The 15,582-nt window shown below is 50.7% G+C and carries 9 protein-coding genes; 7 read left to right on the forward strand and 2 right to left on the reverse strand.

The features are described 5' to 3' along the window. Window positions 1-27 precede the first annotated feature (27 nt). Window positions 28-1,491 carry a serine hydrolase domain-containing protein gene (locus IEY24_RS25165; RefSeq protein WP_188937598.1) on the reverse strand — a complete coding sequence of 488 codons (1,464 nt, stop codon included), beginning with the start codon at window positions 1,489-1,491 and terminating at the stop codon, window positions 28-30. Window positions 1,492-1,703: 212 nt separating this feature from the next. Here IEY24_RS25165 and IEY24_RS25170 point away from each other — a divergent pair, with 212 nt between their 5' ends. The 7 genes from IEY24_RS25170 (at window position 1,704) to IEY24_RS25200 (ending at window position 13,214) form a co-directional block, all read left to right on the forward strand. Beyond that, window positions 1,704-3,476 (forward strand): BspA family leucine-rich repeat surface protein, encoded by a 1,773-nt coding sequence (locus tag IEY24_RS25170; RefSeq protein ID WP_188937600.1) that lies wholly within the window; start codon window positions 1,704-1,706, stop codon window positions 3,474-3,476. A 230-nt stretch (window positions 3,477-3,706) separates the two neighbouring features. Continuing rightward, complete coding sequence (locus IEY24_RS25175; RefSeq protein WP_229223121.1) at window positions 3,707-4,303, forward strand: RNA polymerase sigma factor; 597 nt, start codon at window positions 3,707-3,709, stop codon at window positions 4,301-4,303. Between the two features lie 87 nt (window positions 4,304-4,390). Then, window positions 4,391-5,479, forward strand: coding sequence for a FecR family protein (locus IEY24_RS25180; RefSeq protein ID WP_188937605.1), 1,089 nt, complete (start codon window positions 4,391-4,393; stop codon window positions 5,477-5,479). Window positions 5,480-5,816: 337 nt separating this feature from the next. Further along, window positions 5,817-9,371, forward strand: coding sequence for a SusC/RagA family TonB-linked outer membrane protein (locus tag IEY24_RS25185; RefSeq protein WP_229223123.1), 3,555 nt, complete (start codon window positions 5,817-5,819; stop codon window positions 9,369-9,371). Window positions 9,372-9,381: 10 nt separating this feature from the next. Beyond that, window positions 9,382-11,298, forward strand: coding sequence for a RagB/SusD family nutrient uptake outer membrane protein (locus IEY24_RS25190; protein ID WP_188937607.1), 1,917 nt, complete (start codon window positions 9,382-9,384; stop codon window positions 11,296-11,298). A gap of 12 nt (window positions 11,299-11,310) precedes the next feature. Further along, window positions 11,311-12,501 (forward strand): DUF5000 domain-containing lipoprotein, encoded by a 1,191-nt coding sequence (locus IEY24_RS25195; RefSeq protein ID WP_188937609.1) that lies wholly within the window; start codon window positions 11,311-11,313, stop codon window positions 12,499-12,501. Between the two features lie 14 nt (window positions 12,502-12,515). After that, complete coding sequence (locus tag IEY24_RS25200; RefSeq protein ID WP_188937611.1) at window positions 12,516-13,214, forward strand: DUF4998 domain-containing protein; 699 nt, start codon at window positions 12,516-12,518, stop codon at window positions 13,212-13,214. Between the two features lie 86 nt (window positions 13,215-13,300). Here the strand turns inward: IEY24_RS25200 and IEY24_RS25205 are convergent, their stop codons facing one another. Then, the gene (locus IEY24_RS25205; protein ID WP_188937613.1) at window positions 13,301-15,568 is read right to left on the reverse strand and encodes a pentapeptide repeat-containing protein; all 2,268 of its coding nucleotides are present in this window, start codon (window positions 15,566-15,568) and stop codon (window positions 13,301-13,303) included. Window positions 15,569-15,582 lie beyond the last annotated feature (14 nt).

Below are 15,582 nucleotides of genomic sequence, written 5' to 3' on the forward strand. Positions count from 1 at the left end.
GGTTCGAGTTGAATTGTTTACAAATGATCACCTGAATGAAGGAATAACAACACTTTCCATGTTCTTCCAGGTAATGCTATGAGAGCCGTCGTTGTCGGTGGGATTGTGGTGGAATGTGAGCACCACCAGGTCGAGATCCGGAACTATGTACAGCATTTGCCCTCCATAACCGGCCGCATATATGACCGGGAACGCGTTGACACCGGTCCTGGCCGTTCCGCGCCACCATTGGTAGCCGTAGCCAAAGTCCTTGTTCTCTTTGGTAATTGGCAGGACAAACGCCGTGCTTTCTTTGATCCAGTCTTTGGAAACAACCTGTTGGCCATTCCATTTTCCGCTGTCGAGCACCATCTGTCCGATTTTCAACAGATCCCTTGGCCGGACGAACAGCCCGCCGCCGGTGTGCACTTTACCGCCCAGGATAGTCCAGGCGAAATGATCTATGCCCAGGGACTTGAAAAGTGTTTCCCTGGCGTAGGTATCGGCCGGCTTTCCCGTGGCATTCAATAAAACACCGCCCAAAAGGATCGATAGGCCGCTATTGTATTCGAACCTGCTGCCCGGCTTGTCCACCGGGTCGGGTTTTTTGGATAAAACATATTTGTACAGATCGCTGCTCTGGTTCATCCGCACGGCGTCATTTTTGGGGTCGGAATACGGAATGTCCTCCGTCCAGTCCAGGGCTGCGGACATTGTCAGCGCATGCCGCAAAGTCGGCGACGAGGCGCTTTTTTCGGTAGAGTCGGCGTATTGTGGGAAATAGCTTTTCAATGGCTTGTCCAGATTTTTGATCAGGCCCTGGTCGTGCGCGATGCCGAACAGGAGTGACGTTACACTTTTGGTAGCCGACTGGATGCTGTGCAGCCGCTCCCGGCCGCCCAGGTAGAAGTATTCTTCGAGGACCAGCTCACCATGCTGGGCTACCAGAAAGGCGTCGAGGCCATGGAATTTTCCTTGCAGAATTTGGTCGAACAGCTCATTCAATGATTCTGAACCCACCACTGTTTTAGGCAAAGGCCTTACCCGCCAGCCATCGCCGGTTGCCATTGGAGGCTGGTATTTCCAGTTTTTCACGGGCTGGCCGTCTTTGCCGGTCCGGGCAGGTACCTGGGCCGACCAATGCGAAAATTTGGTAAATGTCAAATTTTCAGGCTTTTGTCCAGGGACGCTCAGCACACCTTTGATCGTCTTTTTGTCACCGGAAAGCGCACCTTTAAATGCCGCCCCGCCGCCGAGGTTCAGCTCGACCTTCGAATCCCGCACGATGACAGCTTGCAGCTCGCTGGCCGCCATCAGTTCCGGTATCTCGAACCGCCCGCTCCATTTGCCCGTGATATCCTGACTCAGCTGGATGTCCAGCGCGCTTCGAAATCCGGGGATTGTCTCCAATTCGGTGTGCCACATGCCAACGAGCTCGTGCCCACCGGGCAAACATGCGGTGGTAAGCAACAGAACCCAAATGAATTTGGCGTATTGGCGGATTGATTTCAAGTGGCTGAAACGGTCGGATAACGTGCAAAATGTAACCAATTAATACAAAGAAATAAAATAATGTTTGTCTTCAATACCCCCTCCCGGTCGCCGTATATGTGTCCGTCGCGATTATTCGACAGTCGTATAGTTTTAATGAGTACGTCATAATATGGGGCATCGAATATCTTCGATGCGTTAAACAGCCAACAGAAAAGCTAACCAGACGTTATATGATACAGATCTTTCCTAAAACCAAATATGCCCTCCCCGGTCGCCTCTTTCGGTTTGTCTTGATTTTCCTCGCATTGTTTGATAACACACCCTTACGTGCCCAGATTGCCCCATCCGATTTCGTTTTCGTTTGCAAGACGAGTGATCTACTCGGGTTTGAAAAGGGGATAATAATCGATGCACAAGGTGACTATACTATTTACTATGAGAGCATTCCTGCCGGCATTTCCGGATCAATTCCTGGCGTTCATACAGACTATACCGGACTGCAGATGCCAGCTCCGGGTACTTATCGTTTTGCTATCAGGCCCGTTGGCGCTACACCCTTCCATAGGATTCTTTCTAATAGTTCTTTTCAAGACGTGTTAGCCATAGAACAATGGGGCACAGCAGTATGGTCAACTTTTGAAAGAGCGTTCATCAACTACACGACGTTATCCGCCATTTCCGCGACAGACGCGCCCGTGTTGACCAACGTTACGAATATGTCTGCCATGTTTGCAGGCTGTACCGGTCTTGTCAGCGCACCCAATATCAATAACTGGGATGTAAGCCATGTAACCAACATGAGGGAAATGTTCTATAATGCCCGGGCGTTTAACGAGCCGCTCGGTAATTGGGACGTCAGTAATGTAACTGATATGTTCTCCCTTTTTTTTGCCGCAACAGTTTTCAATCAGCCACTCAATAGCTGGGATGTAAGTAATGTGACCAATTTCGGCGGGATGTTTTATTATGCCAGTTCGTTTGATCAACCGCTCGACAGCTGGAGTGTGAGCACGGCTACTGATATGAACAGCATGTTTACATTCGCATTGGCGTTCAACCAACCCCTTAACGGCTGGGATGTAAGTAACGTAACCGCAACCCAATATATGTTCTACGGCGCGCCGGCCTTTAATCAATCCCTTGATGCCTGGGATATGAGCAAGGTGACCGCAGCCCATTATATGTTCAATGGCGCGGCCGCATTTAACCAAAATTTAGGTAAATGGGCATTGAACAGCGCAGTAAACATCGACCATATGTTTACCGGCAGCGGTATCGATTGCGCGCATTACAGCAGTACCCTTATCGGCTGGGGAACCAATGCGGCAACCCCTGCCGGCCTGACGTTAACGGCAACTGGTTTAACCTATGGGTCAGATGCATCAGCGGCAAGGGAGTTCCTCGTTACCAGTAAGAACTGGACTATCTCCGGCGACAATTTCGACGTAACCTGCGTCAGTTTGCCTGTCACACTGGTTTCTTTCGATGCAAGCAGGCGGGAATCGTCGTCGGTGCTCACGTGGGCAACGACCGAAGAAACCAACAGCGACCGCTTTGAAATTCAGCGTAGCGGCGACGGTCAGGGCTGGCGCCAGATCGGAGTGCAGGCTTCAAGCGGAGAAAGCACAGTGCTTAGAACTTATATTTTTGAAGATAGGGCACCGGGGAGGGGCCTGAACTATTACCGGTTGAAAATGGTCGACCGCGCGGTGGAGGGCAGGGACGGCTCGTTTGCATACAGCCGTATCCAGCGCGTCGATTTTGGCGATACTTTTCAAGTGCGCATCTATCCTAACCCAGCCAGCGGCAGGCTATTTCTTGACAACTACGCGGCCGTCGAATCTGTTGTTTTGTACAATGTGGCGGGGTTTAAATTGCTGGAAAGCAAAAAGATGACTGCGCAAGGGATTGACATCGGTACGGCAGAACCCGGGCTCCACACTATCAAGCTGGTTTTCGCGGACGGTTCAACAAAAACGAGCAAGGTGATCATCACGAAATAGCGGGTCCCCGGATCCAATGTGTACGCTATCCCCCTTGCATGTCCATCGGGTTGCGTGGAGGCGAAAGCCATTGCGCACAACCTGATGGATTTTCTTTGTATATTTTCAATATTTTTTGCAATTAAATAAAGCGTGTTTGATTGAAATCCTTTTCTTTGTCAAAAAACTTCACATCATTTATCCAACGGAGATCGACCGGGATGTCTACTTTTACGAGAGCTGAATCAGATTTGAGTGCTGAACTGCATATCTGGCATCGTTTCAGGCAAGGGGATATGCAGGCTTTTCAGTCGCTGTACCAACGCCATGTTAAGAGTCTGACCAGCTACGGCCACCGGCTTACGCCCGACAGGCAGTTGCTCGAAGATGCAATACACGACCTTTTCATCGACCTTTGGCGTAGAAAAGAGCATCTCAACGATGCGGACAACATCCGGTTTTACCTCTTCCGCGCATTGCGTAACCGGCTTTCACGCAATGGGAGAAACAATATTTTTGAGCAAGCCGAAGATATCGACGGGTTCCTGGATTATCTGGTGGCGCTTTCCAGTGAGCAACAGCACATCGATTCTGAGGGCGCGGATGTTCGTACGCAACGCGTGCGCCACGCGGTCGGGAGCCTTTCCGACCGGCAAAAAGAGGTCATTAACCTGCGTTTTTATCACGGAATGAGCCTCGACGAAATATCGGAGCTGATGGGTTTGTCCAAACAAGGCGTAAGCAACCTGCTCTATAAAGCCTATGCTGTGCTGCGCACAAGGCTCGGCGAATTGACCATCCTCTCGCTGCTGGTGCCCATGGGCGAAATGCAAGCATGGATCGTGTAAATGATTTTGAGAAAAATGCTGGAAGATAGGTTAGTTTTCAACCATTGTTGCACCTGTTAATTGTGCGCGTACCATTTATCCCTGACCATGAATGATGAAAGTTTAAATATTGAGGATCTGTTAAGTAATGATTCTTTCATAACCTGGGTGCTGCAAGATGATGATGCATTGTTGTGGGAAGAATTTGTCCGCGCTAATCCCGACAAAAAAGAACTGTTGGAGAAGGCTTCGAAAATCGTGCTGGACCTGCACCGGGCCGAGCGGGAAGCGGTACCTTCTATAGATGAGCAGAAACTTTGGGCAAGGATTGAATCCACGGCAGAGAGCCGGGAGGAGCCGTTCGTGCCGGCAACTCCGGGGAAGAAACTGTTCAAAACGTTCCTGATCGCGGCTTGCGTGTTGCTCATCGCTGCATTTGGTGTTTTTCAAACCATGCGGACAGACCGGAAACGGGTTACCTACAAAGAACTGCTTACCCACGCAAAAGTGGAAAACCAGCTTGTTGAAAAGCAAAACCAGGGCAATGAGGCAATGGAAGTACGCCTGGAAGACGGAACCGTCATTACGTTAGGTAAAAATAGTAAACTGAGCTATCCCACACATTTCCAAAAACAGAAGCGCGAGGTTTTCCTTAGCGGAGAGGCATTTTTTAATGTGACCAAAGATCCTTTCCGTCCATTCCTGGTTTACGCCAACGAGACGGTGACGAAGGTGCTGGGAACGAGCTTCGAGATCAGGGCATTTGAGAACAGCAAGGATGTGACCGTGCATGTCAGGACCGGGCGGGTTTCGGTGTACAAGCAGAGCCGGATTCAGACGGGCGATCCGGAAACAACCGGGTTGGTATTGTTGCCTAATCAGAAAGGGACGTTTAACCGCGACAGTGAAATGCTGGTCAAAAACCTGGTGGAAGAACCATTGCCGATCACTCCGATTGCTGAGACGAAAAAGATCCGGTTCGATGAGGTGCCGGCAACCGAAGTTTTTGCTGAAATGGAGAAGGTATATGGGGTGCAGATCCTCTGCGACCATGAGCTATTATCCAAATGCATTATCTCGACCTCTATCCGCAACGAATCGCTGTACGATAACCTGGATGTGATCTGCCGCACGATAGGCGGTACCTACAAGGAAATCGACGCGCAGATTGTGATCGATGCAAAAGGTTGTTTCTGATGGCGGAAAGGTCCCGGTTTCCGCTCAGGTAGGGGCTTTCTTCGATAATTGATAAAAAAACAAAAAATAATTTCGTCACAAGGGTTAGTTTTTTCCAGGGTCTGTACCTGTATAAATAGAGCGGCCGGACGTTTCCGGCGCTACCCATTGCAAAACATGTTTTCGTTGCCCATACCGGTCATCCGGCACCGGATAGCTATGTCTTTTTTTCGCAATGGCCTCATTGCGAACGTCACCTAACCTAATCCAACTATGGAAAACAGATTGTCTACCTGAGGAGAAATGCGCCATTGACGACGGTTTGCCGTACCCGGCGGACCCGGATGTTTATTCAAAAATGAAAACCAAAACAGGTATGGGCATTTTTACGAGTGAAAAAAAAGTTTTTCAATTCCTTTGCATGATGATGAAACAACTCTTCATTGCCATGTTCGCAGCCGGGCTAAGCTATGCGTCTCCAACGTATTCGCAGGAGCTGCTCAAACAACGTATATCTATAAGCGTTAAGAATGCTTCACTGAAAACCGTCCTGAAAAATATCGAACAACAGGGCGATCTTTCCTTCTCCTATCAAAAGCAGGTGATCGCCACCGAGGAGAAGATCAGCCTGGAAGCGAAGAACGAATTGCTGGAAGATCTTCTGAAACGGGTGCTTTCACCGAGAAACATCATTTACCAGGTTGTGAAGAGCAATCAGATCATCCTTTCCAGGACGCCGGATGAAGGAAAAGGGCCAACCGGGATGCTGCCTGTTAATGTGGGCGAGCCGCTCATGGAAAAGCAAATAGCCGGAAAGATTACCGATGAAAAAGGGGAAGGACTGCCCGGGGTAAGCGTCGTATTGAAAGGGACGCAAAAAGGAACGACCTCGGAGGCCGACGGCACTTACCGCCTCGCCATTCCGGACAACGATGCGGTCCTGATCTTCTCTTTCGTGGGTTACATTTCCGACGAGCGGCAGGTAGGGGCACAATCGATTATGAATGTGGTACTTAAAGTCGATAACAAGGCGCTGGAAGAAGTGGTGGTGACGGCTTACGGACAGAAACAGCGCAAGGAAGCGGTGGTGGGCGCGGTGACGACGATCCGTCCGGGCGAACTGAAAATCCCTGCGAGTAACCTCACGACAGCCATCGCGGGCCGTCTCTCCGGAGTGATCGGCTACCAGCGGAGCGGCGAACCGGGTGTTGACAATGCGACGTTTTTTATCCGCGGGATTACTACATTCGGATACAACAATTCACCGCTGATACTGGTCGACAACGTGGAGCTGACCGTAACGGACCTGGCCAGGCTGCAACCCGACGATATTGAAAGCTTTTCTATCCTGAAAGACGCCAGTGCCACAGCCTTGTACGGGGCACGGGGTGCGAACGGGGTCGTGTATGTGACCACCAAGCAGGGGAAAGCGGGGAAGGCGAAGATCAACTTCCGTATCGAAAATTCGGTTTCCATGCCGACCCAGAATGTGGAACTGGCCGATCCGATCACTTACATGAAATTGTATAATGAGGCCCAGCTCACGCGCGACCCGCTCGCGGCGATCAAATATCCGCAAAACCAGATCGAAAATACCGGCAAGGGCAAGAATCCATACGTATATCCTTCGACCGACTGGCGCGATGTGCTTTTTAAAAAGTACACCCAGAACCGCCGCGCGAACCTTAGCGTATCGGGTGGGGGAGAAGTGGCCCAGTATTACGTGGCGACCTCATTCAGCAACGACAATGGTATGCTGAAAGTGGACAAGATGAATAATTTCAACAATAACGTCAAGCTCAACAGCTACTCGGTCCGCTCCAACGTCAATATCAACCTAAGCCCGCAAACACAGCTGATCGTGCGATTGTACGGGAATTTCGATGATTACAACGGCCCGATCGACGGAGGCTCGGGCATTTACCAGAAAGCGTTGAAAACCAGTCCCACATCCTATCCGGCCTACTATGCACCCGACAAAGCCAACGAGGCCACCGACCATATTCTCTTCGGGAACTTTGACCTCGGACAATACCTGAATCCTTACGCGGATATGGTGAAAGGGTATAAGCAATATTCAAGGTCCAAAATGCTGACGCAGCTGGAACTGACCCAAAAGCTCGATTTCGTTACCAAAGGGCTTAGCGTCAGAGGTTTGGCGAATATCAATCGGTCGTCGTATTTCGATGTTACCAGGGCCTACAACCCCTATTTTTACAACGCCGGCTCGTACGACAAGCAAACGGACACCTACACGCTCAACTGGCTTAACCAGCAGACTAGCAATGAGTTCTTCAATGAGCCCGCCACGGAATACCTGAACTACAAACCCGGTGCGAAAAACCTGGAAAGCTTTCTTTACCTGCAAGGTACACTGGATTATTCAAGGGTTTTCCGCGAGGTACATTCACTGAATGCCACAGTGGTGACGACCTTGCAGCAGAGCCTGAAAGACAATTCGAGCGCGGGGCAAGTGCAATCCCTGCAACAATCGCTACCGAGCAGGAACACGGGTGTTTCAGGGCGTTTGTCCTATTCGTTCGATAACCGGTATTTTGCGGAATTCAACTTCGGTTATAACGGCTCGGAGCGCTTTCACAGGAGCAAGCAGTTCGGCTTTTTCCCGACTATCGGCGGGGCCTGGGTGATATCGAACGAGGGTTTCTGGAAACCAATGGAACACTTCATCAACAAATTGAAAATACGCAGTTCTTACGGCCTAGTGGGTAACGATGCCATCGGAAGGCCCGATCAGCGTTTCTTTTTCCTTTCGGAGGTTGACCTGAACAATCAGAACAGGGGGGCGTCTTTCGGGTACAATTCAGGAATTACCCGTAATGGCGTGTCGATCAGCCGGTATGAAAACAAGGATATTACCTGGGAAACCTCCCATCAGACCAACCTCGGATTGGAATTCTCCATTCTTCAGAAACTGAATGTCATTGCCGAGATCTACAAACAGCGGCGTTCCAATATCCTCATGGAAAGGGCTTCGATCCCCAGCACAATGGGGCTATCGGTTATTCCGTCGGCGAATGTGGGAGAGGCGAAATCAAAAGGATTTGACCTTGCGGTGGATTTTAACCAGAATTTCAAAAACGGGGCCTGGCTGGTAGCAAGGGGAAACCTGACAATGGCCCGGACAGTGTTCTCTATTTTTGAAGAGCCGGACTATAAAGACCGTTATCTGTCAAGGATAGGGCAATCGATCAATCAGCCCAGAGGATTGATTGCCGAGCGGCTCTTTATCGATGAAAACGATGTAAAGAACTCGCCCCGCCAGAACTTCGGGGTGTATGGGGCCGGGGATATCAAATACCGGGATATTAACCGGGACGGGCAGATTACCAATGCGGATTTTGTGGCAATAGGCCACCCCGAAACACCTGAAATTACCTATGGGTTTGGCCTTTCGGCCGGGCGCGGACAATTTGATCTTTCGCTCTTTTTTCAAGGCCTGGGACGGGAATCGTTTTTTATCAATCCCGTCGCTTCCGCTCCCTTTATCAATTACAGCAGCGACAACAATGGAAACGCGCTTTTTCCGGCCAACCTCATCGGTGAAAATGCTTTGCTGAAAGCATTTGCGGACAGCCACTGGTCGGAAGAGAACCGTAACATTTATGCGATTTGGCCCAGAATGTCGACCGTAGAAAACCAAAACAATTCGCAGCGGAGCACCTGGTTCATGCGCGACGGGTCATTCATCCGCCTGAAAACGCTGGAAGCAGGATATACCGTCAAGGGGCGTTTTCTGGAAAAGCTGAAACTGACCAATTTTCGGGTCTATTTCAACGGGACGAATTTGCTGACATTCAGTAAGTTCAAGCTGTGGGATCCCGAAATGGGAGGAAATGGCTTGGGTTACCCGGTCCAGAAGGTTTTCAATATCGGTTTGAATATGAATTTCTAAGCAACCTACTATGAAATTACTGTACAACAGTCTTTGCCTTGCCGCCTTGCTCGTGCTGACCACCGCGGGCTGCCGGAAATACCTCGATATTGTCCCGGATAACGTCGCGACGATCGATAATGCATTCAAAATGCGTGCGGATGCGGAAAAGTACCTCTACACCTGCTATAATAATCTTCCGCAATTCGGTAACGAAGGGGCCGATCCCGGTTTTATGACGGGCGACGAATTTGCGACCGTGTACCCGGTGCTGGGGAATATCAATGGTAACCTTTACCGGATTGCAAGAGGTGAGCAGAACATCGTTTCACCTATTGCCAACTATTGGGACAGCAAATATTTCCAGGCGCTACGCGAATGCAATATATTTCTGGAAAACGTCGACAAAGTCCGCGACCTCACCGATTTTGAGAAGAAACGATGGGTGGCAGAAGTGAAATTCCTGAAAGCCTATTACCATTATTACCTGGTACGGATGTACGGCCCGATCCCGATCATCAAAAAGAATCTTCCTATTTCGGCGTCGGTGGAGGAGGTGAAGGTAAAGCGGCAGCATGTCGATTCGGTTTTCAACTACACCGTGAGCCTGATCGACGAAGCCGCAGTGGATCTTCCGGTAATTTTACCCAATGAGTTTTCGGAACTCGGCCGGATTACCAAGCCTATTGCGCTGGCTATCAAGGCAGAGATACTCACCACGGCCGCCAGCCCGCTTTACAATGGTAACCAGAATTATGCCAATTTCAGGAACAAGGATAATGAGCCGCTGTTCAGCAACACCGCCAGCCCCGAAAAATGGCAGCGGGCCGCACAAGCCTGCCGCGAGGCGATCACCGCCTGCGAGGCAAATGGTAACAGGCTTTACGAATTTGTTCCCCGTTCGGTAACCACCAAGGTTTCGGATTCTACCCAACGGTTGATGTCGATCCGAGCGGCCGTCACCGACAAGTGGAACGTCGAGCTCATATGGGGTGCTTCCAATTCAACGGGTGGTGGCAGCCGGGGCTTTCAGTCGTTGTCACAAGCCCGGCTGAGCCCGTTTACCGGCACTATTCCCAATGAAAACATCGGTTCCATGCTCGCGCCCCCGCTCCATATCGCCGAAATGTTTTACAGCAACAACGGAGTGCCGATAGAGGAGGACAAGAGCTACAAATATGGTACCCGTTTCACCGCATTGCGAAAGGCATTGAAAAGCGAACGCTATTACATCCGGGAGGGCTATACTACGGTACAGCTCAACTTCGATCGGGAGCCCCGTTTCTACGCTGATCTCGGTTTTGACGGGGGAATCTGGTTCGGGCAGGGGAAAAACGACGACGACAATACCTGGGTGCTGGAAGGAAAACTCGGCCAAACCGGTGGCAGGCAGGGGGCTTCCCTGTATTCGGTGACAGGCTACTGGCCCAAAAAACTGGCCAATTATAACAACACGATTAATGACCCGGCACAGCAATACAACGTGGAGGGCTACCCCTTCCCGATTATGCGCCTTGCAGACCTGTACCTGCTATATGCCGAAGCATTGAACGAATCGCAGGGACCATCCGCCGAAGTATATGGCTGGATAGACAAGGTCCGGGCCCGGGCCGGATTGAAAGGGGTAGTGGAGTCGTGGACGAAATTCTCTAACAAATCCTCGAAATTCAGTAGTAAGGAAGGCTTGCGCGAAATTATCCAGCGGGAGCGGCTGATCGAGCTGGTTTTCGAAGGGAAAAGGTTCTGGGACCTGCGCAGATGGAAAGTAGCGGAAAATTACCTGCAAAGGTCCGTGAATGGCTGGGATATCGCCCAACGCGAGGCGGTTAACTATTACCGGGTCAAGCCGATTTATACGAGTAGTTTCAGCCTCAAAGACTATTTCTGGCCTATTTCAGAAAACTCACTGATTGTCAACCCGAACCTTGTTCAAAACCCTGGCTGGTAAACACCGCGCTCTATGAAAAAGATATCGATATTAGTTTCAATCGTGTGGGTGCTCGCATTGCTATGCTCCTGTGCGGACACCGATGACATCCGTAAACCCCTGGGTGCAGATGCTGTGAAGCCCGGCGTGGTGACGAATACCTCGGTCGTCAACTTCGCCGGCGGGGCTACCATCACCTATTCGCTGCCGAAAGATGAAGACCTGCAATATGTAGTGGCCGAATATGCGATCAATAAAAGCACCGGTGTAGTGAGTGAGGCGAAGGCATCGCATTACACCAACAAAGTGACGGTAGAAGGGTTTTCCGCTGGCGGTGATTACGAGGTAACCTTGTATTCCGTCGATAAAAGCGACAATAAATCGGAGCCCGTCACGGTGAAAATCGCCCCGGAGGCCCCGCCCGTCCAAACTGTATTCAACTCCCTGCAACTGGGTGTAGACTTCGGCGGGGTGAATGTTGCTTTTAGTAATGCTTCCGAGGCCAAGCTGGCGATCGTGGTGATTACAGCAGATAATAATGGCGATTATGTTCCGGTGGAAACCCTGTACACGCAAATGAAAGGCGGCTCCTTTGCTGCCCGGGGATTTGATACTCTCAGCAGGAAGTTCGGGGTGTATGTGCGCGACCGCTGGAACAATTACTCCGATACGGTTTTCAAGGAGGTGAAACCATTCTTTGAAAAGAAACTGGATAAAACCCGCTTCCGGGAATATGTGCTGCCAACCGACGAAGAGAGCGGTTACGGGTGGCAGATACCCTATCTGTGGGATGAGAAGATGACGGAACCTGGCTTCCACACCATCCCGCTTTCGGACCGCGACATGCCGATCCATTTCACATTCGACCTCGGGACGGCGGCCAAGCTGAGCCGGTTCCGGTTGTGGCAACGGCAGGGCGACTGGTTTTATAAACACGGTAACCCCCGAAAATGGACGATGTGGGGCAGTGAAAAAGCACCCAACCCAGACGGAAGTTTCAATGGCTGGACTAAGCTCATGGATTGTGAGTCGATCAAGCCGTCGGGGAGCCCTTACGGCGTGAATACCGGTGACGATATTGCTTATATGTCGGCCGGGGAAGAGTTTGTGTTCCCGCTTTCGGCACCCAAAGTGCGCTATATCCGGATGCAGATCCACCAGAACTGGTCCGATACCAAGTTTGTCCATTTTACCGAACTCACCTTCTGGGGAGATACCAAATAATTTAAAACTGAGCTATGATGGCTATCAAACATAAAATTACAGGATTGCTGGTGCTTCTTTTCGCGTCGGTATCCTGTACGGATTGGGACGATTTCAAAAAATACCAGGCAGGCGGGGAGATTGTTTACCCCGGGCGTGGCGATACTGTGCTGGTGGCATCGGGTAGAAACAGAACGGAGCTACTGTGGGTCCTCAGCGCCGATCCGCGCGTGACCGGTTATAAGCTTTACTGGAACAATAGGGCCGATTCCCTGGAAGCCGCCGTTCCCTCGGACCTTATCGGCGATACGGTCAGGATCATGATCAATCCGTTGCAGGAAGGATCGTACAATTTTGAAATGTATTCACTGGATGCCAAGGGTAACCGGTCGGTGCCGCTGCGGTTCAATGGCAGGACATTCGGAGCAAATTATGAAAACGGCCTGCTCAACCGTACCATTAGTAACGCCTCCTACGATTCGACCCGGAAGGTATTGCAGGTGAGCTGGAATACGCCCGACACCGTGAACATCCATACCGAGCTGAAATACATAGCAACCGATTCGAAATCCAAATCGGTACTCGTGGGTCCCGACGTCCAGGAAAGTAAAATAACCGATTGGAAACCCGGTACTATCCTGAACTATCGGTCTTCTTTCAAACCGGACCGCAAAGCCATCGATGTCTTTACGGTCACGCGCTACGACACCATGTCGGTGCGGAAGCCGGAATAATAGGGAACAAGCAACGGATGATCGGGTAGTAACGAAAAAGGGGGACGCTGATACGCATCCCCCTCATTGGCTATCCCTCCAAAAAACTACTCTTCGATTTTTTTCTGAAATCCCTTGTAACTCCAGGAATTTGGCCTTGGGCTTGGACTTTTGGGCGTCCATTTTTGTGCATTGCAGGGGCCGCTTTCCCCGCTCGGGCAAACTGTCCTTGGGGAGGTGGTAGCACTAGGAATGCCAGTCGGATCAAAAGTTAGGCGCTGGACGCTGGTCTTGCTCTTGATGGTAGCCTCGAAAGTGCCTTCCGCCGTGGCAATGGCTGCGTTGGTGAGGTTTACTTCCGTCAGGTTAGCGCCTTCGAACTGGGCACCTTGCAGGCACGTATTGGCCAGGGAGGTCTGTTTACCATTAAAAGTACCCAGTACCGTATTCATAAACTTGGCGTTGACCAGGCAGGCATCCGCAAAATTGCAACCCTGGAACGCCTTATCCTTGATATTGGAAAAATCCATATTGGCCAGATAGGCGTGATTAAAGGATACATTTACCGCCGTAGCGCCCGTCAGGTTTGCCTTCGACCCCCAAAGTTCGGCGCCCGAAAATTCGGCATTGGTAATATCGGCATTCTGCATTTCGGCCTGCCACATGTAGGAATTGGTAAAGATCGTTCCGATCAATATGCCGTTATTCATTTTGGCCCCGGTCAGGATACTGTTGGGCAATTGCGTCCCTTTCAGCTGTGCGTGATCCAGATTGGCGCCGGTCAAATCGGCCCCGTTCAGGTTCACTTCGTCCAGGATCACATAAGCTGCATTCAAATCTTTCGGAAGCTGTTCTTTGTTGAGCAAATTAGCCTTTGTAAGGTCAAGAAAGCTCCAATTTGCGCCCAGAAACGATAGGGGGACAGTAGCCCGCTGTAAACGCGTACGGTTATCTACCGTGCGGCCAAACAAGGGTGGTTCGGTAAACCTGGCACCTGTCAAATCAGCATTGTTCAACACCGTCGAGGCCAGCGTCGTTCTTGTAAAAATGGCATTATTGAGCTTGGCATCGGTTAGGATCGTACCTGTGAGATTGGCTCCTGTAAAATCGGCCCCTGTCAGATCGGCCCCTGTCAGATTTGCCCCGGAAAGATCGGCATTAATAAAAACAGCCTCTGCGAAGTTAACCCCGGGTAGTTGCGTGCCCACCAGTTTTACGCCGGTGGCCTGAAGTTTTGCGGCGCCTATCGTTCCGGTGAACCGGGTTTCGCTTAAATCCAGGTACTGCCAGTCTTTTCCAATCATAGAATAGGGTATGGTCGCTTTTCGGAAGATCGTCCCAGTGGCGGCGGTGCGGCCCAGTTTCTCGGTCCCATCCATGACAATGCCATTAAAATCTACCTCCGAAAAATCGGTTTTGGCCAAATCTGCGCCTTTAATGCTGACGTTTCTAAAATAGGTCCTTTTAAAACTCGTATTGACCAGAATAGCTTTGTCGAAGTTACAATCCTCCAATGGGCGCTTGTCAAACCGTGCATCGGTTAAATCGGCCCTCGTAAATGAAACCTTCTTCATGAGGGCCTCCATTGGGTACGAATCATGTTCCCAGGAAAAATTACAACCCGTTAGCACGCCCAGGTCGAATTTGGTATTTACCAGCGAAGCTTTTGAAAAATTGGCCCGTGGCAGGTTACTGCCCCTCAGGTTCATGTCGTAGAACTTGATATTCAAAAAATCCGCGTCGGCATGCTCGTCACCGGAAAGGATTTCTTCTTTGTTGGGGATGTTCAGGGTATAATCGAATGGACCGAGTTTGGTCATCGTGATATCCAGCTTACGTTCATCGCCGTTGAATTTCCACAAAGCGGACTGGTGCTCTCCCGGCCCGTTTGAGCTGGCTACCGCGCGTTCGCCGTTGCGGCCCCGTAACCCAATATCGACCCTGTTGCCATTCATATCGACATTAAAAGACAGCCCTGACCTGCTGCGGCCGGGAAACATGCCCCACAAATGCCGGGTGGTTTTTCTGCGCATACCGTCCACCTCTTCCCAGATTTGCTCTGCCAATGCGCCGGTATAGTCATGGTATCCCGACATGGGCATGGCCATTAGCTGAACATTAAAATCGCTCGATCCCGGACTCTGGTAAAGTACGGTAATGAACGAGGGAACATCAGGGCCAAGGTATTGCCAGTTGATGAATCCAAGATGCCTGCCTGCCGGAGACATGCGTGTTTCCCTTATGTACTTATCGTCGCGGTGCCGGCTCGACGGGTCTCCGGCCTTCACACACATGAAAAATGCCGCCACGAACTGGCCGGGATTCTCCATGTCATTTGATTCACTGCTTTCGTTGGGTTCGTTCAGATTGTTCATCTTGAATGGTTGGT

Origin of the sequence: Dyadobacter endophyticus (assembly GCF_014641595.1) — a bacterium.
Taxonomy (GTDB): domain Bacteria; phylum Bacteroidota; class Bacteroidia; order Cytophagales; family Spirosomataceae; genus Dyadobacter; species Dyadobacter endophyticus.